The organism is Pseudomonas kitaguniensis (genome assembly GCF_009296165.1).
GTDB classification, from domain to species: Bacteria; Pseudomonadota; Gammaproteobacteria; order Pseudomonadales; family Pseudomonadaceae; genus Aquipseudomonas; species Aquipseudomonas kitaguniensis.
The window spans coordinates 32,999-55,152 of the sequence record NZ_VUAZ01000130.1 but is presented as its reverse complement, the minus strand read 5'-3'; the positions used below and the strand labels follow the sequence as shown (position 1 = coordinate 55,152).

At 55.3% G+C, this 22,154-nt stretch carries 20 protein-coding genes; 5 read left to right on the top strand and 15 right to left on the bottom strand.

Annotation, left to right across the window (positions count from 1 at the left end; all coding sequences use genetic code 11):
• From F0169_RS21320 to F0169_RS21305, 4 genes are all read left to right on the top strand, one after another.
• Window positions 1-540, top strand: a 540-nt coding sequence (locus tag F0169_RS21320; RefSeq protein ID WP_172979507.1) for a dual specificity protein phosphatase family protein, incomplete at its 5' end; no start/stop codon positions are given.
• Window positions 530-973, top strand: coding sequence for a hypothetical protein (locus F0169_RS21315; RefSeq protein WP_152747548.1), 444 nt, complete (start codon window positions 530-532; stop codon window positions 971-973). The genes F0169_RS21320 and F0169_RS21315, both read left to right, overlap by 11 nt.
• 9 nt (window positions 974-982) lie before the next feature.
• Complete coding sequence (locus tag F0169_RS21310) at window positions 983-1,603, top strand: lysophospholipid acyltransferase family protein (protein WP_152747547.1); 621 nt, start codon at window positions 983-985, stop codon at window positions 1,601-1,603.
• Window position 1,604: 1 nt separating this feature from the next.
• Window positions 1,605-2,537, top strand: coding sequence for a phosphatidate cytidylyltransferase (locus F0169_RS21305; protein ID WP_058415803.1), 933 nt, complete (start codon window positions 1,605-1,607; stop codon window positions 2,535-2,537).
• Window positions 2,538-2,546: 9 nt separating this feature from the next.
• On the opposite strand, the gene F0169_RS21300 is transcribed toward F0169_RS21305, so the two are convergent.
• Complete coding sequence (locus tag F0169_RS21300) at window positions 2,547-2,909, bottom strand: avidin-fold protein (protein ID WP_152747546.1); 363 nt, start codon at window positions 2,907-2,909, stop codon at window positions 2,547-2,549.
• A 521-nt stretch (window positions 2,910-3,430) separates the two neighbouring features.
• Window positions 3,431-7,495, bottom strand: a complete 4,065-nt coding sequence (locus tag F0169_RS21295; protein ID WP_152747545.1) for an AAA family ATPase — start codon at window positions 7,493-7,495, stop codon at window positions 3,431-3,433.
• Between the two features lie 432 nt (window positions 7,496-7,927).
• Here F0169_RS21295 and F0169_RS21290 point away from each other — a divergent pair, with 432 nt between their 5' ends.
• Window positions 7,928-8,914: an Abi family protein gene (locus F0169_RS21290; RefSeq protein WP_241679154.1), complete on the top strand. Its 987-nt coding sequence runs from the start codon at window positions 7,928-7,930 to the stop codon at window positions 8,912-8,914.
• 455 nt (window positions 8,915-9,369) lie between these two features.
• Here the strand turns inward: F0169_RS21290 and F0169_RS28525 are convergent, their stop codons facing one another.
• From F0169_RS28525 to atpA, 13 genes are all read right to left on the bottom strand, one after another.
• Window positions 9,370-9,609: a GNAT family N-acetyltransferase gene (locus tag F0169_RS28525; protein WP_425274311.1), complete on the bottom strand. Its 240-nt coding sequence runs from the start codon at window positions 9,607-9,609 to the stop codon at window positions 9,370-9,372.
• Complete coding sequence (locus tag F0169_RS28520) at window positions 9,528-9,806, bottom strand: GNAT family N-acetyltransferase (RefSeq protein ID WP_425274312.1); 279 nt, start codon at window positions 9,804-9,806, stop codon at window positions 9,528-9,530. The genes F0169_RS28525 and F0169_RS28520 overlap by 82 nt, the downstream gene beginning before the upstream one ends.
• Window positions 9,807-9,865: 59 nt before the next feature.
• Window positions 9,866-11,434: an IS66 family transposase gene (tnpC, locus tag F0169_RS21280; protein ID WP_172979508.1), complete on the bottom strand. Its 1,569-nt coding sequence runs from the start codon at window positions 11,432-11,434 to the stop codon at window positions 9,866-9,868.
• Window positions 11,435-11,495: 61 nt separating this feature from the next.
• Entirely contained in the window at window positions 11,496-11,831 is a 336-nt protein-coding gene (gene tnpB, locus F0169_RS27945) for an IS66 family insertion sequence element accessory protein TnpB (protein ID WP_152747543.1), read from the bottom strand.
• Window positions 11,828-12,160: an IS66-like element accessory protein TnpA gene (gene tnpA, locus F0169_RS21270; RefSeq protein ID WP_152747542.1), complete on the bottom strand. Its 333-nt coding sequence runs from the start codon at window positions 12,158-12,160 to the stop codon at window positions 11,828-11,830. Before tnpA ends, tnpB begins: the two co-directional genes overlap by 4 nt.
• A gap of 652 nt (window positions 12,161-12,812) precedes the next feature.
• Window positions 12,813-13,199 carry a hypothetical protein gene (locus F0169_RS21265; protein ID WP_152747541.1) on the bottom strand — a complete coding sequence of 129 codons (387 nt, stop codon included), beginning with the start codon at window positions 13,197-13,199 and terminating at the stop codon, window positions 12,813-12,815.
• Window positions 13,200-13,486: 287 nt separating this feature from the next.
• A complete protein-coding gene (gene glmS, locus F0169_RS21260; RefSeq protein WP_058415804.1) occupies window positions 13,487-15,319 on the bottom strand; it encodes a glutamine--fructose-6-phosphate transaminase (isomerizing) in 1,833 nt (610 codons plus the stop codon).
• Between the two features lie 10 nt (window positions 15,320-15,329).
• Complete coding sequence (locus F0169_RS21255; RefSeq protein ID WP_058415805.1) at window positions 15,330-16,097, bottom strand: DeoR/GlpR family DNA-binding transcription regulator; 768 nt, start codon at window positions 16,095-16,097, stop codon at window positions 15,330-15,332.
• Window positions 16,098-16,323: 226 nt separating this feature from the next.
• Window positions 16,324-17,691, bottom strand: coding sequence for a bifunctional UDP-N-acetylglucosamine diphosphorylase/glucosamine-1-phosphate N-acetyltransferase GlmU (gene glmU, locus F0169_RS21250; protein WP_152747540.1), 1,368 nt, complete (start codon window positions 17,689-17,691; stop codon window positions 16,324-16,326).
• Between the two features lie 123 nt (window positions 17,692-17,814).
• Window positions 17,815-18,231, bottom strand: a complete 417-nt coding sequence (locus F0169_RS21245) for a F0F1 ATP synthase subunit epsilon (protein WP_032885166.1) — start codon at window positions 18,229-18,231, stop codon at window positions 17,815-17,817.
• Between the two features lie 44 nt (window positions 18,232-18,275).
• On the bottom strand, window positions 18,276-19,655 hold the full coding sequence (gene atpD / locus F0169_RS21240) for a F0F1 ATP synthase subunit beta (protein ID WP_099236589.1): 1,380 nt from the start codon (window positions 19,653-19,655) through the stop codon (window positions 18,276-18,278).
• 27 nt (window positions 19,656-19,682) lie between these two features.
• Complete coding sequence (gene atpG / locus F0169_RS21235) at window positions 19,683-20,543, bottom strand: F0F1 ATP synthase subunit gamma (RefSeq protein ID WP_152747539.1); 861 nt, start codon at window positions 20,541-20,543, stop codon at window positions 19,683-19,685.
• Window positions 20,544-20,593: 50 nt separating this feature from the next.
• Window positions 20,594-22,138, bottom strand: a complete 1,545-nt coding sequence (gene atpA / locus F0169_RS21230) for a F0F1 ATP synthase subunit alpha (protein WP_058415809.1) — start codon at window positions 22,136-22,138, stop codon at window positions 20,594-20,596.
• Window positions 22,139-22,154: the final 16 nt, after the last annotated feature.

The following is a 22,154-nucleotide window of genomic DNA, read 5'->3' as shown; positions in this document are numbered from 1 at the left end:
GCCAATTACTGCGTACTCGGCGCGTGGGGCTTTCAGAAGCGTGCCGACGGCCGGCTGACACCCGCCGCTCGCTGGCTGTATGCACCTTACCTGGCTGCGGCGTGGGTTAACTCGCGGCTGTGGACGCGACACCATCCAAAGCCCGACCAGATTGTGGATAACGTTTGGCTGGGTCGACTGCCTGCAACAAGCGAACAGGGCTCATTCAAGGCCATCGTAGATCTGTGCGCCGAATTGCCGATTAATCCACAGGGCCGCGCTTATCACAGCATCCCTGTGCTGGACCTGATCGCACCCACGCCTGCCGAATGCCTGCAAGCTGCGCAGGCCATCGAACGCCTGCGTTCAAACGGGCCGTTGCTGGTGTGTTGCGCGCTCGGTTACTCGCGCAGCGCCACCGCCGTCGCCGCCTGGCTGCTGCACAGCGGCCGCGCCGCCACGATTGATCAGGCGTTGACTATTATTCGTACAGCACGGGCCGATGTGGTCCTGCATCCCGCTCACCGCGAAGCCTTGGAGGGCTTACCCAATGCCCGCTGATATGGAACTCCAGGTGGTCGCCAGCCTGCTGCGTCGTGGTCGTTCACTGGATCAGTTATCCACAGGCCTGACGCTACTCGGCGTGTTGTTCGGCCTGGCCCAGTTGCTGATGGCGAGTATTTCGAGCATCTGCCTGCTACTCGCCCTGTGGATGATTATCTTGGGGCTGCTGCAAAAGTACTGGGCGCTGCGGGTGGCGTTTGATGCCGACCTGTTCGCTCTGCTGGCCCGCGATACCAAACGCACCGCCGACCTCGACCAGGCCTTGCAAGCCCTTGGCCTGCAATCGGCCAAGCGTGCTGGCAGACCGTGGACAGAACGTCGTCGCGGCGCCCTCAAACTGCTGCGCAAGCAAGCCTGGTTGCTCGGTGCGCAAGTGCTGCTGACCGTGGCCGTGATTTTCGCCAGCCCTTGGCTACCTTTCGCCGGATAAGGAAATCCCATGTTCGAACCCGTGGTCGCCGCGCTGATTACCTCAATGGCCCGCACTGTCACCGGCGCCCGCAGCCTATGGTTGGGCTGCGCGCCAGTGCCGGTACAACGTATCTATTTCGCCAACCACAGTAGCCACGGCGATTTTGTATTGCTGTGGGCGTCGTTACCGCAAAACCTGCGCAAATTCACGCGCCCGGTGGCCGGTAGCGATTACTGGAACAAAAGCGCCTTGCGTCGCTACATCATCAACCGCGTGTTTAACGGCGTGCTGATTGATCGCGAGCGCAAAGAGCCTGTGGATAACCCCTTGCAACCAATGCTTGCGGCCCTGGAAGGTGGCGACTCGCTGATCATCTTCCCCGAAGGTACACGCAACCTTGAAGAAGGCTTGCTGCCGTTCAAAAGCGGCCTGTATCACTTGGCAAAAAGTTACCCACAGGCCGAACTGATCCCGGTATGGATCGCCAACCTTAACCGCGTCATGCCCAAAGGCCGCGTACTGCCGCTGCCGTTGCTGTGCACCACCAGCTTTGGCGCGCCGCTGCACTTGGAAGAAGGCGAAGACAAAGCCGTGTTTCTTCAACGCACACGCGATGCCCTGCTTGCCCTCGCCCCGGAGCTTGTCTGACATGGATAGCCAAACCCTGATGTTGTTCGGCGGGATCGGCGCGATCCTGGTGCTCGCCTCGCTGATCGGCCTGATCCTCAAGCTGCGCACCCGTGGCACGCCGAATGCGGTAATCGATAACCTCAACGCGCGTATCAACGCGTGGTGGGTGATGGTGGTGGTGATCGGCATTGCCTTCTGGCTCGGCACTGCCGCGGTAATCTTGCTGTTCTACGCGGTGTCGTTCTACGCCCTGCGCGAATTCCTCACCCTCACACCCACGCGCCGCAGCGACTACCCGGCGCTGGTGGCCGCGTTTTACCTGGCGCTGCCGCTGCAATACCTGCTGATCTACGCCGACTGGTACGGGCTGTTCTCGATCTTTATCCCGGTGTACGTGTTCTTGCTGCTGCCGATCCTCGCCTCCCTCGGCGGCGACAGCACACACTTCCTCGAACGCGCCTCCAAGGTGCAATGGGGCTTGATGATCGCGGTGTTTTGCGTGTCCTTCGTACCCGCGCTGCTGACCCTCGACATCCCCGGCTACGAAGGCCGTAACCTGCTGCTGATCGCCTACCTGGTGATCGTGGTGCAACTGTCGGACGTGTTGCAGTACGTGTGCGGCAAGCTGTTCGGCAAACACAAGATTGCGCCCAACCTGTCGCCGTCCAAAACCTTCGAAGGCTTCTTCGGCGGAATTCTGCTGTCATCGCTGATCGGCGCCGCGCTGTGGTGGACCACGCCGTTCAACCCGTGGCAGTCATTCTTGATCGCGCTGTTGATCAACCTGCTGGGTTTTGCCGGCGGCATTGTGATGTCGGCGATCAAGCGCGACCGTGGCGTGAAAGACTGGGGGCATATGATCGAAGGGCACGGCGGGATGCTGGATAGGCTGGATTCGGTGTGCTTTGCGGCGCCGATTTTCTTTCATCTTGTGCGCTACTGGTGGACCTGAACCTGGCCCCTAATCGGAGAGCTCCAGGTAGTGGGATTCCCCACCGCCTGTCGCGCCCGACAACCAGCCCCATACAAAACTCAGCGTGGTGCGCCCGGCCTGATCAACGCTGACCGTGCCACGCGACCAACCGGCCAGCAACTCGCCCTCGTGGGTCAGGCACTGATAAAGCAGCTCGATGGTGTCAGGGCCGGTAACGCGCCCGACTTGGGTTCCCGCGCGAATTCGCCCGCCCTGGTAAGTACCGGAAATGGCATCACCCTCGACACGGTAGTGAAACACCGTGCCGGCACCGGAAAGCCCGTGGGTGTTGGCGGCGACCGTAAATCGGCGGTTGTTCAAACGCTGGTGGAGTTGTGCGAGGGTTTGCATCGAAGTCGCATCCTTTCGCTGAGGTCTGGAGGCCCGTTGGTGATCTTGAGGATTAAAAACTGTCTCAGGCCGTGCCCGTAATCCGGGCGCTTCGACCAGGGGCGTTGATGTTTTAAAAACTGTCTCAACGCTACAAATTCGGCCCTTGTACCAAGCTCCAAGGATTAAAAACTGTCTCAGCACATCGCAAAGCTCGCTTTGTGAATGAGCCGAAGATTAAAAATCTGTTTCGGTCCACAGAAAGAAGGTCTTTTCATCCGCTGAATCAGGAGCGTACCCGTCTGTAGTGATAACCACTCTCTGGGAATCCCGTTTTTGAGCGCCGATGCCAAATTGAAGCTTCAGCCAAGATGTCACTGATGCAACCTGACTTCTTGCGAACCATTCCCTGTGATGAATTTGTGCCGATTGGAACTGGGGCAGTCTTGTGTCGACACGTGGATCAATTCGGCAGGGGTATCAACATGCAATATTGCCACAGCACTATCAGTAGCTCTTTCGCAGCAAGTCGAATTGCTCCGTCATTGACGAACCTTCGAGACAAAATCTGCACGCACATCAGGGCCGAGGGACAACGCAGTGGCATCTGCCGCTAAGAGCATAAGTTGGCACAAAAAGCTCTCATTATTGCCTGAATTTGACAGAGCCGCTTTCAAAGGTGGGACTGTACTCAAAGGTGTGACAAGCTGAAACACCTCTGAGGAAATAATCCTCATCCAAGCAAAGCGCTGCCATAACGCGATTATGGGGATCAAATCACTTTTTATGTACGAATGAGCCACTAATTGAAGTGATCGAATACCCGCCAACGCATAGTTTCTAGGTGTTGGATGAACACCTTCGCAAAATACGGACAGGTCATCTATTAGGCTCTCTTCAAACGAGGTTGGTGAAGTTAGCTTCGCACCTGTTTCAATCCTCGCAAGGATGGTGCTTTCCACCGGGCCGATACCGAATCTCGAAACCATAGCGGCTTTCAGTTCTAAAACATCTTCAAATCGATGCTTGCTTGCGCACCTAACGGCATACGCAAGGAGTGCTTCATTCAGGATGTTCTTAGGCTGAGGGTCGAGCGCAGCTATCTTCAGCACTGGGATTTTTTCTCGAGCTGGCTGTAGCATATTGAGCTCTGCTAGATTTAACCGGCTGAATGCGTGAGACGCGCACTCTACATAACGTAGAACACATTCAGGAAACTCCAAGTAGTTACTATCTTCAATAATAACTACAAGTTCCCTAATACACAGGCTAAACTCCAAACTTAAAATAGTACTCGAGCCCAATTCCTCACGAAGTTTAGCCGCGTATCCAATCTTAGTGCGGGCCAAGACGTCCAGCTTCGCCAGCATATACCACGCAACGTCCATTGCTGCGACCGGACGCTCTGCGATCGCTGCTGGCGGTTCGGGATTACTGCAACTCCCAGGTACTAGTAATATAGGTTTACCCTCGACCTCTACAGAGATATCTTCAATACATGACGTTAGCCAGAGTAAGGTATGACGCACGACATTATGGCAGTATATAGATCGCAAAGAGGTGTGTGGATCAATACTCTCTAGCTCAGTCAGAGCGCGCCCAATTAGGATCAACGATTTTTCTACATTACCAGCCTTGAAAGCCGCTGCTGCGGCATCAGCACCAAGTCCAATGCCCATGACTTTCATGTCTTGGAGGCCGGCCTGAAACGCCGATTCTCTGCTTTCTAGGAACCACTGCTCCGCTTGTGCCCAGTCGCTAGTCTTAGCGGCGCTGATTGCGGCCTCACGCAAAGCGAAAGTTCGCTCGACACAATTGTCACTGCCGATTACATCAGCAATGCCACGCAGTATTGTTAACGCTTTAGTATGATCTTGCGCCCGCCAGTAAATTTTTGCGCGCGCACGTGCTAACAGAACATCCTCGCCGCAAGCAGCCACTGCCTCATCAAGGACACGAAGAGCACCTGCCTGATCACTGGCATGCTCATCGAACATTACGGCCCTAGCAATCCAGCATTGCAGAGTTAAAGCACGAATCCCCCAATCCTTAGTGAGATTTGCCATCCGATAATAACGCGCTGAAGTATCTATATAATCTAGAGACGCTCGGTCCTGAGCGACCCATGGACCATTCACCATGACGGAATAATCGGGCGTTATATCTTGGATAGTACTAAGATAAAAAGTCCTATCGCTGGGCTCAAGATCATTCAGCTGGCTTAAGACTTCCTCCAGCGTAACAACACTATCCAAACCGGAAACTCCGACTGCGAAAAGGCTCGAAACAGCGCCATCCAAATTAAAGTTTTCTTCTAACATTTCGTCTGCTTCAGTATCGAGCCATGTACTTTCCCGCATGAACTCTCGATATTCCTGCAAAATCACGAACCAATCGCTAAAATAATTTGCAACACCTAACGAATTCAATATTACGAGCAGCCCGGAGACGTGCATCGCATCTCTCGCCGGCCCTTCAGGCAAAAACTGAATTTCCTTACGCAATGCCGAAAAACAGGACGGTATCTTATCTCTAGATTTAGCAGCTACGAGAACTTTCAACTGCACCATTCGAAGCAATGCCGCCACCTGAGTATCATGTGGATATATTGGAGCATTGGTTTCAAGCACTTGAAATAACGAAAAGTTTTCACAGAGATAGCTTATGATAGATTCGTCTGCTTTCAGCAGCTTCGTAGCAATTACTGCCAAAGCAAGGGTATTTTTCCCGATGATTGAGTGAGTTATTATTTTGTCAACGTCGCTAACGTCAACGCTTGATTTGAAAATTAAATGCTGCGCAATCCCGCTATGGATGAGTGTTTGAAGAGATGGAGAAAGCATTTCTTTTCCAAACTTAGCAGCCAAGGGCGAAATTCGGTACCGATCTCTTCCCACTGTTTCGACCCAGGGGCCAATAAGTTTATCCAAATCTTCGCCCGGGGCGCTTCCAGGCGGTGGAATTTCAGCAACGATCATAGCCATGTTGCGATCGAAGTTACCTATTAACAGGCTGAGACGATAGAGGAGCGCTCTCGTATGCTCTGGGAGTGCATCAACGATTTTTCGACGAGCACTATCTCGCTCTGCGGCGACATCTCCAGATGATAGGCCAGCATCCAAAAGCTTCAGCATCTCGGACTTTGGCCAATCCCGAGCGGCCATACCTGCAATAAATGCATGCACCAATTGAGGATGCCCAAAAGCCCCTGTTATTCGAGTTAATTGGCCCCAAACTCCTGGATCACCACCATGTAGCGACACCAACTCGTCAACTTCATTTTGATTAAAGTATAAACATTCGTGAATGCAATTAATCTTTAGACCAAAGCTAGCCAAGTCTCTTGCTGTGGGTTTGCTGTAGCACGTTATCATTACGCCTATGTCGCGTCTAGCTAGCGCCTGAAACACTTGACTAAGTAATAGACCAACTTGAGGGTTTTCATAGCAATTGAGGTCTTCTAAAAGGATCACCTGTGCTTGAAGACCACCTAGACGAGAAAGCAATACATCTAACCGGTTCTTTGTCTCTTCAACTTCTGCATCCCGAAAATCAACTAGGAAAAATCTTCCACCGATTGCTTCCGCAACAGCACGAACTATATTCGTTTTTCCAACGCCGCTAGTCCCAACAATAAAGCCGACTCCAGCCTCGCGTACGATTGCCTCAATATCATTCTTAACGACCGGCCGAGAGAGAAAGCCTCGAGCCCTCGGAAGCGAACGTCCGTCGATTAGCCAGCGCAGTGCTGGGGTGGGTGGCATCCCGGGCTGGACACCTCTGGCGAGCCCGCCTGAGAATTCCGTCAGGTTGTCGAGCATCACCCTAGGAACCGATATCCGGGTGCATGTATCTACTGCAGTAATTAGGTCCGCTCGTGTCAACCACCGTTCTGAAGCGTTCTTGCCTATGCTCTTCTCAAGCACAATGTAAAGCAGAGTGTCTGCGATGCTCTCACTTTCTGAAGCAGGCACCTGGAATCGCTCCCTTGCCACCACTATCAAACGCTGATTGAACTCTCTGCGCAGCGCGGCCAGATCGGGTTGGCCGCAGTTCCAATGAATTCTCCGTAGTAATTCATTTCTCAGCTGTTCGTCGTCTCGCTCTCTTACGAAGGTTCTAACCGGTTCTACGAATGAGTCGCTATTGAGAAACTGTCGCAGAAGTGAAATATCTCCACTTTTAGCTGTTGAACGCCAGTATGCCAGGCCCGACTCTCCCGATGGAAAAGGCGTAGATCCGGCTAATTCTTTACCGATCTCGGAGGTTGTAAAATATTCAAAATGTACCTCAACTGAGGGGTTTTCAAGGGTCAAACAAACAAAGTTGGCGATCGCCTTGCGGACGCTCTTTGTATTGAGAGTGACCGTAGTTGATGCTTGGGTATCCTTAACTTGCACAGCCTTGAGGACTTTACCAGCCATCGTTGCATAGTCCTCAGCAACCTCTAGAAAAATTCGAGATCGTTCACCGATATCCAACCACGCAAGGGCCGCCGCAGTCACCTGATAGACGTAACCCCGCAGCGAGTCCACAGCTTGGCGCGCGGAGTCAGCTTGGGGGATGAGTCCTTCATCACCTACGGTATACAGCTGTTCTTTATTCATATTTGGCTAGAAAATCCGTTTTATATAAAGTAAATCGCCCCGAGTTTCGTATATTCCGGACACGCGATGAGCCACGGGCGGATATATTTGCGTACGGTGAACGTGTTCGTGACCGAAGAATACTTCGTATGGTCTCTAGAAAAAATGTGAAGCTTTGAGCTTTTTTAGCACCGTCATTAGAAACGTGATAGATCCCCTTCAGAAAATCGTCATCGGACCGGTTGAAAAATCTAGCTGAAATTTCGACACTCAAATCCAACTCCGATTTCCGATGGCCCCTCTCCACTCCGATTTCGACGTTTTTTCGTTAACCAATTTCACTTGACGCTAAACGTTGCATTAGGCAGTATTACCCTCAATCGCGCCCGATCCTCTGGTGCTGGCTTAGTCCGGCATTACGTTCGGGCCTTCTAATTTCTGGAGACATGGAAGTTGCTAGCTCCGAAACCGTTCCGGACCTACCCCGATCTCGTCTCCCTGCTCACTCAGCGCAATATGCACGTAGCCGACCAGGCACGGGCAGAGCGTAAGCTCGCTCAGTTGGGATACTACCGCCTCAGCGGATACTGGTATCCCGCACGAGAGTTCGACAAAGATCCCGCGACCAACCAGACCAAAATCTGTCCGATTTCAGGCAAACCGCTTCGGCAGGATGTGTTCGCAGCTGGGGCAAATTTCGACGACGCGGTTTCCCTTTATCAGTTCGATAAGCATCTCCGGCTTCTCATGCTTGATGCTATCGAGCGGTTAGAAGTTAACCTGAAGACCGTGGTGGCCCACGTTGTGGGGTATCACCACCCGATGGCATACGCCGATCCCAATTTCATCCGGCCAAAGCACGTCAAGAACTTTACTTCGCGCGGGAAGGTAAGGAACAAGTGGAACGAGTGGGTAGCTCGGCAGCAGGAGCTACTGAATAGGAGTACCGAGGACTCCATCGAGTGGCATCGTCAATCGGGGAGACCCATTCCTTTCTGGGTAGCGGTGGAGGCTTGGGACTTTGGTGCGTTGTCTCGCTACTTCGAGATGCTTAACGGCACTTACCAGAACCAGATTCTTGCAAGATTTGGCCTATCCGACGCGCGGATCTTCGCGCGTTGGTTGCAGGAGATCAATCTCCTACGTAATCGTTGTGCTCATCACACTCGGATCTGGAATCAGGTGTCCCTGAACCCGCTTTCCGCACTTCCTGCTGAACCATATTTCACTGCACTGAACCTAGACTGCAATGCGCTGACTAGATTATATGGTCTGGTGTCCATTGTCTGGTTCTTGCTGGAGAAAATCGCACCACGCTCGAACTGGATCAAGGCCGTCGCGAATTTGGTTGATACTAAGCCGCGGTTGCCAGGATGCACGTTTGCATCCTTCGGCCTCCCAACTGAGACAGGGTTCCCCCGGGCTTCCTTCGGGATCTAGCTTCACGGCAAATTTCCAACCCCGTTATCAAGTAGCTGCGCCAAAAGGGTCTCACGCGAAAGCCCTAGGCTTGATAGGCGAACCAATGCGTTAGCGGCGCCTTGTGCAAGGCCGCGTGCCATGACCCGATCTTTGGTTGAGATGGGCTGAAGACCAGCGCGTCCATGGACAAACATACTCCTCAAGTCGAACAGGTTCAGAAAGTCTCGTGCTGCTTGAGGCTCTCCGACTGCCGCGCTAAGCCTGGCTGCAACTCTTTTAGTTGCCCAAATTTTTTTATGGGGGTCGGGCTTCGGGCGTAATTGAGACTTATGGTCACTCTCGGTCCCGAAGGCAGCCTCGACCACCGTCAGGTGCGCCATGAGTTCATCTATTTTATTCGTAAGCGTCCGCCAAACACTCCTGCATGATTACGCGCACGCCCACCTAGCCTCTGATCAATACATTTTGAGTTGTTATTTCAGGCACTTTTCGAAGCGAACATCACCTTCTGGTAAATTTTCCACGGGTTGCCAGCCGAGATTTCGATAGAAGCCACTCGCGCGGCTTGCTTCAGCGGTTTCTAGCCATATCATTTGGTGGTGTTGAAATAGGCAAGCCTCCGCTTTATTCATTAGGCTGCGCCCCAATCCGTTCCCCTCGAACTCAGGAAGAACGAAAGCAGCGAACACACAACCATCCTCAACATCAACCATGGAAAACCTACAGGAACACCATCGACTTCGGCGACCCAGGCACATGGAGTATCTAAAATTGCCTGTCGTATAGTTTCGGGAGTAATGCCCATATCCGTCAACTGATCATGAGACAAGTGGTTTTCCTGAACACTGGTTCGAATATCAAAAATGGCATTGATATCTGCCGGATTGGCGAGTCTGATTGTTTTTTCCATGACGTACTCCGTTGTATTCCATCAACGCGATGGAAAGTATCCTTACATATATGACGTGATCAAAGGTGGCCCCACTTATGCGGCAGCAACTGATCGATTTCACTCGCCCGCTGAGTCGGCAGCCGCGTGAGAACATCCTTCAAATAGGCGTACGGATCATGACCATTCAGCCGCGCTGACTGGATCAGACTCATGATCGCCGCCGCTCGTTTACCGCTGCGTAGCGAGCCTGCAAAGAGCCAGTTCTTGCGTCCAAGAGCCCATGGTCGGATCTGGTTCTCTGCCCAATTTTTGTCTATGGGTACCAACCCGTCATCGAGGTAGCGCGACAGCGCTGCCCAGCGTTTCAGGCTGTAATCGAGTGCTTTGCTGATGGCTGAGCCTTCGGGCACAAGATCGCGCTGGGCGCTCATCCAAGCATGTAGCATGTCCATTACCGGGACGGCCTTTTCTTGTCGTATTTGGCGCCGTAAATCCGGTTCCAGATCGCGGACTTCGCTTTCGATTTCGTACAGCAACAGGATATAACGCAGTGCTTGCTCTGCAAGCATACTTTTATTTGTAGCGTGCAGTTCAAAGAACTTACGCCGCGCATGGGCCATGCACCCAATCTCGGTCACGCCGAGTTCGAAGCTGGCTTTGTAACCGCCAAAATCATCACAGACCAGCTTTCCTTTCCAGTCATTTAGGAAGTTGCGAGCATGTTCTCCGGCGCGGCTGGGGCTGAAGTCATAAACTACCACTGCCACATCGGCGAATTGGCTGGTGGCGTAGGCCCAAACATAGGAACGGTGGGTTTTCTTTGTTCCCGGCATGAGCATTTGCACGGATGTTTCATCGGCATGGATGACTTGTTGCCCGAGTACCACCTCGCGCAGCGCATCGACCAGCAGCTGCAACTGAACCCCAGTCACGCCAACCCATTGAGCCAGGATTGAGCGTGGAATCGCCAGGCCCGCTCGACCGAAGATCGATTCCTGACGGTAAAGCAGCAGGTGGTCGGCAAACTTGGCAATCATGACGTGAGCAAGTAGGCCCGCAGTCGGGATGCCCTTATCAATAACCTGCGCCGGCACGGGTGCCTGGATCAGCGTTTCGCAGTCATCGCAGACCCATTTGCCGCGCACATGGCGCTCGACGGTGAACACGCCCGGCGTGTAATCCAGCTTCTCACTGACATCTTCACCGATGCGCTTGAGGGCGCAGCCGCATGGGCAGTGAGTGTTGTCCGGTTCGTGGTGGATCAATGTGCGTGGAAACTCAGCCGGTAATGCAGTGCGTTTGGGTTTCTGCTTTTTCTCAGTCGCCGCTGGCACTGTTTGCAAAGCCTGAAGCTCTGCTTCAATCGCTGCGATATCGGTATCGATCAGGTCATCGAGCAAGCTGGCCTGTTCGGGATTCATCTGCTCGCTGCGCTTGGCAAACTTCAAACGCTTGAGCTGGGCGATCTCGTGGGTCAGTTTCTCGATCAGCGTTTGGTCGCGGCTGATCTTCTTGCCCATGGTCTCAACGGTCTTACCCATCGTCTCAACTTGTTGGTCGAGCGTCTCGACACGCTGCATCAACTGCGCCGCCAAGGCGCGCAGTTGTTCAGAGGAGAGGTGGTCGAGATTGGGTAGCGAAGTTATGGGGCCGATTTTGCCAGAGCAGGCAATTTGCGGCGATAGACCGATAGGCTAATGGCAGCCATTAAAGCAGTGTGATCGAGCCTCCAGAACCTGCGCGTTGCCATGGCAGACCCAGCACTAATGCCTGAAGTTGCTCAGTATCCAGTTCCATCTCAGAGCCATGGCGAATGCCGGGCCAGTGAAACTTGCCTTGGTTCAACCTGCGCGCCACCAGCCATATTCCGAAGCCGTCATGCACCAGCACTTTCATACGATTGGCGCGGCGGTTTGCGAACAGATAAGCACAGTGCGGCTGCGCCGCACCGAACACTGCGATCACCTTGGCCAATGCCGTCTCGGTACCGGCGCGCATGTCCATCGGCTCGGTGGCGAGCCAGATTGAGTCGATGCGTATCATCGCAAAAGGTCTCGAAGAAAGGTCGCGCAGGCAGCAGCATTTTCAGTTGGCCAATTCACTTTGACGGTGCCACGCGGATGCTGGATTTCAACGCAGATATTCGATGATGCTGGGTGCAAGCTTGCCCCGGCCAGCGGCACGGGTAACGGAATAAATACAGGTTGCAGCGCTGTGCTTTTCTGCGATTGCAGCCGAATCCATTTGTGGACGAGGTTTGCATTGAGGTTATGGCTGAGTGCGATGCTCGCAATCGAAGCACCTGGCTGGGCACACTCTTGAATGACTTGGGCCTTGAAGGGTTTGGAATAGGAACGGCGTGTTGGCTGCATGAAATACCCGCTTAAAAGGCTAGAACTGGTGTCCACTTAATTTAAGTGCACACCATGTATTGGCCTTGTGCGGCTGGGTAGATGACTTGGGCGGACGCATACGGATGATGTAGTGTGAAACCATCCTCGGGCCTTCGTGATGGCTTCAGCGGCTATACGACGCGCATTAACGCGGGGTTCCAGCTTCATGCCCACGGCAGATAAAAAAAACCTGCTGTCAAAGCACAAGAGACCAAACCGACATAGCCGTATCACACGAGGCAAACATGTCGATTGCCAGCATGTACAAGGCTCCGCTTAATCAGAGCTGGCTCCGCAAGCGCACTGAGGAATTTTCTCATCGCAGTCTTTGCACACCTCACAGGAACAGTCAGGTTCTTTCTCACCGCAGTTGTCGCAAGTTTCACAGGTGCAGTTATCTTCTTTGGCGCTACAGTGACTACACCGCTCGCACACACAGTCAGCTTCCTTTTGCTCACAGTCTTCGCAATAGCTGCATTCACAGGCGCTGCCTGGCTGTTCACAACCATCACAAATTTTATCCATGGGATCCATAGCTAGCACTCCTTCAGTTTATGGGCACGGAATCCGCACCTCTCCTACGGGCTTAGCCCGCACTTGGCGGGCTTGTGGATGCAGCGATTTTTCCGAACTATTTGGGGTTGGAGGCCGATGCCGCTATTTCGCGAAGGTCACTAATGATTTTCGGAACGAAAACAGATAATTTACCGTCCCGCAGTGCAGCATTTCTGATCGTGGTGGCCACGTCTTCGACGCGCCAATACTCCTCAACAATCGGCGCTGAAACTTCCGCTTTTTCATAGATGTAACTGCTGAGCAGGACGCCTGGCACATGAGTCAACACAAAGCCCATTGCAACGCGCCCGTGGCGATTAACGCGGGCAACCAGTAGGGCAGTCATTTCGTCAAAGCGCCCATCCTTCGCCAGCTCGCGTAACGCTCCAAGAGCAGGCTCGCTGACGTATTTTTGGTCCCAACTTTGAAAGAACTCAGCAATGATTTCTTCAATCGCCCGCATCGTGCTATCTCACCGAAAATGGTTAATAAGCAGTCAAAGCTGCCCTTCTTACGTCATGAGCCCCGCATTCGATAGGGCTAGGTTGCCTTTCTAAAAATGATCGGAGAGATTCGTCTGGCTGAATGGTTAAAAGCATGTGGGGGCGCCTCGGCTTTCCGTTAGGCCTTGAAGGAGCTGTAGAGAGGGAGAGCCGTTTGAGCCCCACAGGGGCTCCACGCGAGACAGTTTTTAATACTCAGAGACAGTTTTTAATCCTTAACACCATTGGGCCTCCAGAGTCTGCGGTATTACTCCACCGTCACCGATTTTGCCAGGTTACGTGGCTGGTCAACGTCAGTGCCCTTAAGCACAGCAACGTAGTACGACAGCAGTTGCAGCGGGATGGTGTAGAGGATCGGCGACAGGGTGTCGTGGATGTGCGGCATGTTGATGACGTGGGTGCCTTCGCCATTGGTCATGCCGGCTTTTTCGTCGGCGAACACGATCAGTTGGCCGCCACGCGCGCGCACTTCCTGCAGGTTGGATTTAAGCTTTTCCAGCAGTTCGTTGTTTGGCGCGACGGTGACCACCGGCATGTCGTCATCCACCAGGGCCAGCGGGCCGTGTTTCAGTTCACCGGCCGGGTAGGCTTCGGCGTGGATGTACGAGATTTCCTTGAGTTTCAGCGAGCCTTCCATCGCTACCGGGTACTGCGCGCCACGGCCGAGGAACAGGGTGTGGTTTTTGTCGGCGAACAGCTCGGCGACTTTTTCCACGGTGCTGTCCATGGCCAACGCTTCGCCGAGACGGGTTGGCAGGCGGCGCAGTTCTTCGACCAGCGTGGCTTCGACGCCTTCGGCGAGGGTGCCGCGCACTTGGCCCAAAGACAGGGTCAGCAGCAGCAGGCCGACCAGTTGGGTGGTGAACGCTTTGGTCGATGCCACGCCGATTTCGCGACCGGCCTGGGTCAACAGGGTGAGGTCGGATTCACGCACCAGCGAGCTGATGCTGACGTTGCAGATGGCCAGGCTGCCGAGGAAGCCCAGCTCTTTGGCGTTACGCAATGCGGCCAGGGTGTCGGCGGTTTCGCCGGACTGGGAGATGGTCACGAACAGGGTGTCGGGCTGCACCACAACCTTGCGGTAGCGGAACTCGCTGGCAACTTCGACCTGACACGGGATGCCGGCCAGTTCTTCGAGCCAGTAACGCGCAACCATGCCTGCGTGGTAGCTGGTGCCGCAGGCGACGATCTGCACGTTGCGCACTTTGGCAAACAGCTCGGCGGCTTGTGGGCCGAAGGCGTTGACCAGCACTTGGTTCTGGCTCAGGCGACCTTCCAGGGTGCGCTGCACCACGGATGGCTGCTCGTGGATTTCCTTGAGCATGAAGTGGCGGAATTCGCCTTTGTCAGCGGCTTCAGCACCGTCGCGGTATTGCACAGCTTCGCGCTCGACGGTCTGGCCGTTGATGTCCCAGATCTGCACGCTTTCACGGCGAATGTCGGCGATGTCGCCTTCTTCCAGGTACATGAAACGGTCGGTGACCTGACGCAAGGCGAGTTGGTCGGACGCGAGGAAGTTTTCACCCAGGCCCAAGCCGATCACCAATGGGCTGCCACTGCGCGCGGCGACCAAACGGTCAGGCTGGCTGGCGCTGATCACGGCCAAGCCATAGGCGCCGTGCAGGTCTTTGACCGTCGCCTTGAGGGCGGTGGTCAGGTCGCTGTGGTCCTTGAGCTTGTGGTTCAGCAGGTGCGCGATGACTTCGGTGTCCGTGTCCGAGGTGAACACGTAACCCAGGCCCTTGAGCTGTTCACGCAGCACTTCGTGGTTTTCGATGATGCCGTTGTGCACCACCGCCAAATCACCAGAGAAATGCGGGTGCGCGTTGCGTTCGCACGGCGCGCCGTGAGTCGCCCAGCGGGTGTGAGCGATGCCGAGGCGGCCGACCAGCGGCTCGCCGGCCAGGGCCTGGTCCAACTCGCTGACTTTGCCCGGGCGACGCATGCGCTCAAGTTTGCCGGCATTCGTGAAGATCGCCACGCCAGCGCTGTCATAGCCGCGGTATTCAAGGCGCTTGAGGCCTTCGATCAGAATGGCAGTAACGTTACGTTCGGCGACTGCGCCAACAATTCCACACATGGTGTATCTCCTAGATGACGGCCGCGCATATCAGCGTTATGCCGCGGGCTTGGATCTGGTCGCGGGCCTCAAGCGGCAGGCGATCATCGGTAATAAGGGTATGGACGCTGCTCCATGGCAGTTCCAGGTTAGGAATCTTGCGGCCGATCTTGTCGGACTCAACCATCACCACCACTTCACGGGCAACCTCGGCCATTACGCGGCTCAGCCCAAGTAATTCGTTAAACGTGGTAGTGCCGCGCTGTAGATCGATGCCATCGGCGCCGATGAACAGTTGATCAAAATCATAAGAACGCAGTACTTGCTCGGCGACCTGGCCCTGGAACGAGTCGGAATGCGGGTCCCAGGTGCCGCCGGTCATCAACAGCACCGGTTCGTGTTCCAGCTCGCTCAAGGCCCCGGCAACGTGCAGGGAGTTGGTCATCACCACCAGGCCGGGCTGGTGGCCCAGCTCGGGAATCATCGCGGCGGTGGTGCTGCCGCTGTCGATGATGATGCGCGCGTGTTCGCGCAAACGCATGACGGCCGCCCGCGCGATGGCACGCTTGTAGGCCGAGATCGGTTGGGCGGCGTCGCCGACAAGTTCCTGCGGCATGGTGATTGCGCCACCGTAGCGGCGCAGCAACAGGCCATTACTTTCGAGGGCTGCGAGGTCCTTGCGGATGGTCACTTCCGAAGTTTCGAAACGTTTGGCCAATTCATCCACACTGACTTCGCCCTGTTCGGTGAGCAAGGTCAGGATGTTGTGGCGTCGTTGGGGGGTATTTCGTTTCGACATTGTGATGATAAGTTTCGTTTCGAAAGATAACGAAGGCAATCAAAACCTATTGGCGTAAAATCGTCAAGCGGTGGATAGCGATTTTTGCTGCAGCGCCTAATAAATGTGGAAGCGGGCTTGCTTGCGATGGCGGTCGGTCAGTCACTGAATAGGTGACTGATACACCGCCATCGCGAGCAAGCCCGCTTCCACACAAGAGGAGGTTTCTTATGCAGCTGTGGATAACTTAGCGTTTGGTGATTTTGACCGGGCGTTTCCAGCCGTCGATGTTGCGTTGGCGGGCGCGGGCAACGGCAAGTTGCGACTTATCCACATCCTGGTTAATCGCCGAACCGGCGGCGGTGTTGGAGCCGTCACCGATGATCACAGGCGCAATCAGCGAATTGTTGGAGCCGATGAACACGTCCTCACCAATAGTCGTCTGATATTTGTTCGCGCCGTCATAGTTGCAGGTGATGGTGCCTGCTCCGATATTGCTGCGCGCACCGATCACGGCATCGCCCAAGTACGTCAAGTGACCGACTTTGGCGCCCTCACCCAGATGGGCGTTTTTCAGTTCGACAAAGTTACCCACATGGGCTTTGGCTTCCAGCACGCTGCCAGGGCGCAAGCGCGCGAACGGACCGGCATCGCTGCCCTCGCCCATCACGGCGCCGTCAATGTGGCTGTTGGCTTTCACTACCACGCCTTTGCGCAAGGTACTGTCCTTGATCACACAGTTCGGGCCAATCACTACGTCGTCTTCGATGATCACGCGGCCTTCAAGAACCACGTTGATGTCGATCAGCACGTCGCGGCCGACGGTCACCTCACCGCGTACGTCGAAGCGTGCCGGGTCGCGCAAGGTCACACCTTGCGCCATCAGGCGGCGGCCTTCGCGCAGTTGGTAGTGGCGCTCAAGCTCTGCCAGCTGCTTGCGGTCGTTGGCGCCCTGCACTTCCATCGGGTCGTGAGGCTGTTCGGTGGCGACCAGCAGGCCGTCATTCACCGCCATTTCAATCACGTCAGTCAGGTAATACTCGCCCTGCGCGTTGTTGTTGGACAAACGGCTCATCCAATCCGCCAGGCGATCGGCCGGCACCGCGAGAATCCCGGTGTTGCCTTCGGTGATGGCGCGTTGGGCTTCGCTGGCATCCTTGTGCTCAACGATGGCTGCGACTTTGCCGTCAGCAGTGCGCACGATGCGCCCATAGCCGGTAGGGTCGTCCAGCTCAACGGTGAGCAGGCCCATCTGGCCAGGCACCACGTGTTTGAGCAGGCGCTGCAGGGTGTCGACTTCAATCAGCGGCACGTCGCCGTAAAGGATCAGCACAGTGTCGGCGCTGATGAACGGTACGGCCTGCGCGGTGGCGTGGCCGGTGCCCAGTTGTTTGTCCTGCAATACGAAATTCAGGTCATCCGCCGCCAGGCGTTCACGCACCGCGTCGGCACCGTGGCCGATGACCACGTGAATGCGTTGTGGGTCGAGTTGACGAGCGCTGTGGATAACATGGCCAAGCATGGAGTTGCCCGCCACCGGGTGCAGCACTTTGGGCAAGGCTGAACGCATACGGGTGCCCTGGCCTGCGGCGAGAATGACGATTTCAAGAGACATGAATGGCTACCAATCCTGGGTGGTCCGGGTTCAGACCTGAGAAGTGTTTTTGCAAAAAAGAAAAAGGGTAGCCGAGGCTACCCTTTTTAATCAATCACACATGAAGCATTACGGCTGGGCCGCTTACTTCTTGCGGATCTGCTGGAGCGTGCGCAGCTGAGCTGCAGCCTCGGCCAGACGTACAGCAGCAGCGCTGTAGTCGAAGTCCGCGCCCTTTTCGTTCAGGGCCTTCTCGGCAGCCTTTACGGCTTCCTGAGCGGAGGCTTCATCCAGGTCGCCAGCACGTTGCACGGTGTCGGCAAGTACCTTGACCATGTTCGGCTGAACCTCGAGGAAACCACCGGAGATGTAAAACACCTCACGTTCCCCGCCTTGCTTGGTCAGAGTGATCGGACCTGGCTTCAAGCTGGTGATCAACGGCGCGTGGCCCATGGCAATACCCAGGTCACCGAGTTCGCCGTGTGCAATCACCATTTCTACCAGACCGGAGAAGATTTCCCCTTCCGCGCTGACGATATCGCAATGGACTGTCATAGCCATCTGATTGCCTCAACCTGATGAGCGCCCGTTGCCGGGCGCCGGGATTACAGTTTCTTGGCTTTCTCGATCGCTTCTTCGATGCCGCCGACCATGTAGAACGCTTGTTCTGGCAGGTGGTCGTAGTCACCGTTGAGGATGCCTTTGAAGCCAGCAATGGTGTCTTTCAGGGAAACGTATTTACCCGAAGCACCGGTGAAGACTTCAGCCACGAAGAACGGCTGCGACAAGAAGCGCTGGATCTTGCGAGCACGGTTTACCAACTGCTTGTCGGTTTCCGACAGCTCGTCCATACCCAGGATCGCAATGATGTCCTTCAGTTCTTTGTAACGCTGCAGCACGTACTGAACGCCGCGAGCGGTGTCGTAGTGCTCCTGGCCGATCACGTTCGGGTCCAGCTGGCGCGACGTCGAGTCGAGTGGATCGACCGCTGGGTAGATACCCAGGGAAGCGATGTCACGGGACAGAACGACGGTGGCGTCCAAGTGGGCGAAGGTGGTCGCAGGCGACGGGTCGGTCAAGTCATCCGCAGGTACGTATACCGCTTGGATCGAGGTGATCGAACCTTCTTTGGTCGAAGTGATACGTTCTTGCAGAACGCCCATCTCTTCAGCCAGAGTCGGCTGGTAACCTACTGCAGAAGGCATACGGCCCAGCAGTGCGGATACTTCAGTACCGGCCAGTGTGTAACGGTAGATGTTGTCGACGAACAGCAGAACGTCGTTACCTTCGTCACGGAACTTCTCGGCCATGGTCAGGCCAGTCAGTGCTACGCGCAGACGGTTACCCGGCGGCTCGTTCATCTGACCGTAAACCAGTGCCACTTTGTCCAGAACGTTGGAGTCCTTCATCTCGTGGTAGAAGTCGTTACCCTCACGAGTACGCTCACCCACACCGGCGAACACGGAATAACCGCTGTGCTCGATGGCGATGTTACGGATCAGTTCCATCATGTTTACGGTTTTGCCTACACCGGCACCACCGAACAGACCGACTTTACCGCCTTTGGCGAACGGGCAAACCAGGTCGATAACCTTGATACCGGTTTCGAGCAGATCGTTGCCGCCAGCTTGTTCGGCGAACGAAGGTGCTGGACGGTGAATGCCCCAGCGCTCTTCGGTGTCGATCGGGCCAGCTTCGTCGATCGGGTTGCCCAGCACGTCCATGATCCGGCCCAGGGTCGCTTTACCGACCGGTACGGAGATGGCAGCGCCAGTGTCAAGCACGCCCAGACCGCGCTTCAGGCCCTCGGTGGAACCCATTGCAATGGTCCGTACCACGCCGTCGCCCAGCTGCTGCTGAACTTCGAGAGTGGTGCCGGCATCGCTCTGTACTTTCAAAGCGTTGTAGATGCTCGGTACGCTGTCGCGTGGGAATTCCACGTCGATAACGGCGCCGATGATTTGAACGATACGTCCGCTACTCATAGCTGGATCCTCTGAATATTTGAACCGTTAAACCGCGGCAGCGCCGCCGACGATTTCCGAGATCTCTTGGGTGATCGCAGCCTGACGCGCCTTGTTGTAGATCAGCTGCAAATCGCTGATCAGATCACCGGCGTTATCGGTAGCGTTTTTCATCGCGATCATCCGCGCCGCTTGTTCAGCTGCGTTGTTCTCGACCACCGCCTGGTACACCTGCGACTCCACGTAGCGCACCATCAAGCCGTCAAGCAGCTCTTTGGCGTCTGGTTCGTAGAGGTAGTCCCAGTGGTGCTTGAGTTCCTGATCCGGATTCGCCACCAGTGGAATCAATTGCTCCACGGTTGGCTGCTGGGTCATGGTGTTGATGAACTTGTTGGATACCACGGACAGGCGGTCAATCCGGCCATCCAGGTACGCATCCAGCATCACCTTCACACTGCCGATCAAATCATTGATCGACGGTTCTTCACCCAGGTGGCTGATAGCTGCTACGACGTTGCCGCCGAAGTTACGGAAAAAGGCCGCACCCTTGCTACCCACAACACACAGATCGATCTCGACGCCCTTTTCGCGGTTTACCGCCATGTCCTTGACCAGGGCCTTGAACAGGTTGGTATTCAGACCACCGCACAAACCACGGTCACTGCTCACTACCACATAACCCACACGCTTAACGTCGCGGTCGATCATGAACGGGTGGCGGTATTCCGGGTTAGCGTTAGCCAAATGCCCAATTACCTGGCGGATACGCTCCGCATAAGGACGGCTAGCAGCCATGCGCATTTGTGCCTTGCGCATTTTGCTGACCGCCACTTTTTCCATGGCGCTGGTAATCTTTTGCGTGCTTTTGATGCTCGCAATCTTACTGCGAATCTCTTTTGCGCCTGCCATGTAACACCTATCAGGTTAGCAAGCGGGAGCCTTGCGGCTCCCGCTGCGGCTTACCAGGTTTGGGTGGCCTTGAACTTCTCGATACCGGCTTTCATGCCAGCATCGATATCGTCATTGAAGTCACCCTTCACGTTGATCTTCGCCATCAATTCGGCGTGATCGCGGTTGAAGTAAGCAATCAGCGCTTGTTCAAAGCTGCCGACCTTGGTGATTTCAACGTCGGTCAGGAACCCACGCTCAGCGGCATACAGCGACAACGCCATGTCAGCGATCGACATTGGGGCGTATTGCTTCTGCTTCATCAGCTCGGTAACGCGCTGACCATGCTCAAGTTGCTTACGGGTCGCTTCGTCCAGGTCAGAAGCGAACTGGGCGAATGCCGCCAGTTCACGGTACTGAGCCAGAGCGGTACGGATACCACCGGAGAGCTTCTTGATGATCTTGGTCTGAGCGGCACCACCCACACGGGATACCGAAACACCGGCGTTCACTGCAGGACGGATGCCTGAGTTGAACATGGCCGATTCCAGGAAGATCTGACCGTCGGTGATGGAAATCACGTTGGTCGGAACGAACGCGGAAACGTCGCCAGCCTGGGTTTCGATGATCGGCAGTGCGGTCAGGGAACCGGTTTTGCCGGTCACTGCGCCGTTGGTGAACTTCTCTACGTATTCTTCCGAAACGCGGGATGCGCGCTCCAGCAGACGGGAGTGGAGATAGAACACGTCGCCTGGGTAAGCTTCACGGCCTGGTGGACGGCGCAGCAGCAGGGAAATCTGGCGGTAAGCCACTGCTTGCTTGGACAGATCGTCATAAACGATCAGCGCGTCTTCACCGCGGTCGCGGAAGAATTCACCCATGGTGCAACCGGAGTACGGTGCCAGGAATTGCAGCGCAGGAGATTCCGAAGCACTGGCAGCCACGATGATCGTGTTGGCCAGGGCGCCGTTTTCTTCCAGCTTGCGAACCACGTTGGCGATGGTCGATTGCTTCTGACCAATGGCTACGTAGACGCAGAAAATGCCGCTGTTCTTCTGGTTGATGATCGCGTCGATCGCCAGAGCGGTTTTACCGATCTGACGGTCACCGATGATCAGCTCACGCTGGCCACGGCCGACAGGAATCATGGCATCGACAGCCTTGTAGCCAGTCTGTACAGGCTGGTCTACCGACTTACGCCAGATCACGCCTGGAGCAACTTTCTCGACCGCATCGGTCAAGGTGTTGTTCAGCGGACCTTTGCCGTCAACTGGGTTACCCAGTGCGTCGACTACGCGGCCCAGCAGTTCCTTACCAACCGGAACCTCCAGGATGCGGCCTGTGCACTTGGCGCTCATGCCTTCAGCCAGACTGGTGTACGCGCCCAATACAACGGCACCTACGGAGTCTTGCTCCAGGTTGAGGGCCATACCGTAGACGCCGCCCGGAAACTCGATCATCTCGCCGTACATTACGTCGGCCAGACCGTGAATCCGCACGATGCCGTCAGATACGCTGACGACAGTGCCTTCGTTACGGGCTTGGGAGGTCACATCGAGCTTGTCGATGCGGCCCTTGATAATTTCACTTATTTCGGAAGGATTGAGTTGCTGCATTGCTCTGCTGCCCCTT

Bases quoted from the DNA above. Each gene is read 5' to 3' on its own strand.
- tnpB (WP_152747543.1), bottom strand. From the start codon at position 11,831: ATGATACGCATCGACTCAATCTGGCTCGCCACCGAGCCGATGGACATG.
- F0169_RS21305 (WP_058415803.1), top strand. From the start codon at position 1,605: ATGGATAGCCAAACCCTGATGTTGTTCGGCGGGATCGGCGCGATCCTG.
- atpD (WP_099236589.1), bottom strand. From the start codon at position 19,655: ATGAGTAGCGGACGTATCGTTCAAATCATCGGCGCCGTTATCGACGTG.
- F0169_RS21295 (WP_152747545.1), bottom strand. From the start codon at position 7,495: ATGAATAAAGAACAGCTGTATACCGTAGGTGATGAAGGACTCATCCCC.
- glmS (WP_058415804.1), bottom strand. From the start codon at position 15,319: ATGTGTGGAATTGTTGGCGCAGTCGCCGAACGTAACGTTACTGCCATT.
- F0169_RS21245 (WP_032885166.1), bottom strand. From the start codon at position 18,231: ATGGCTATGACAGTCCATTGCGATATCGTCAGCGCGGAAGGGGAAATC.
- F0169_RS21255 (WP_058415805.1), bottom strand. From the start codon at position 16,097: ATGTCGAAACGAAATACCCCCCAACGACGCCACAACATCCTGACCTTG.
- tnpA (WP_152747542.1), bottom strand. From the start codon at position 12,160: ATGCAGCCAACACGCCGTTCCTATTCCAAACCCTTCAAGGCCCAAGTC.
- F0169_RS21315 (WP_152747548.1), top strand. From the start codon at position 530: ATGCCCGCTGATATGGAACTCCAGGTGGTCGCCAGCCTGCTGCGTCGT.
- F0169_RS28520 (WP_425274312.1), bottom strand. From the start codon at position 9,806: ATGGAAAAAACAATCAGACTCGCCAATCCGGCAGATATCAATGCCATT.
- F0169_RS21310 (WP_152747547.1), top strand. From the start codon at position 983: ATGTTCGAACCCGTGGTCGCCGCGCTGATTACCTCAATGGCCCGCACT.
- F0169_RS21300 (WP_152747546.1), bottom strand. From the start codon at position 2,909: ATGCAAACCCTCGCACAACTCCACCAGCGTTTGAACAACCGCCGATTT.
- atpG (WP_152747539.1), bottom strand. From the start codon at position 20,543: ATGGCAGGCGCAAAAGAGATTCGCAGTAAGATTGCGAGCATCAAAAGC.
- glmU (WP_152747540.1), bottom strand. From the start codon at position 17,691: ATGTCTCTTGAAATCGTCATTCTCGCCGCAGGCCAGGGCACCCGTATG.
- F0169_RS21265 (WP_152747541.1), bottom strand. From the start codon at position 13,199: ATGCGGGCGATTGAAGAAATCATTGCTGAGTTCTTTCAAAGTTGGGAC.
- F0169_RS28525 (WP_425274311.1), bottom strand. From the start codon at position 9,609: ATGGTTGATGTTGAGGATGGTTGTGTGTTCGCTGCTTTCGTTCTTCCT.
- atpA (WP_058415809.1), bottom strand. From the start codon at position 22,138: ATGCAGCAACTCAATCCTTCCGAAATAAGTGAAATTATCAAGGGCCGC.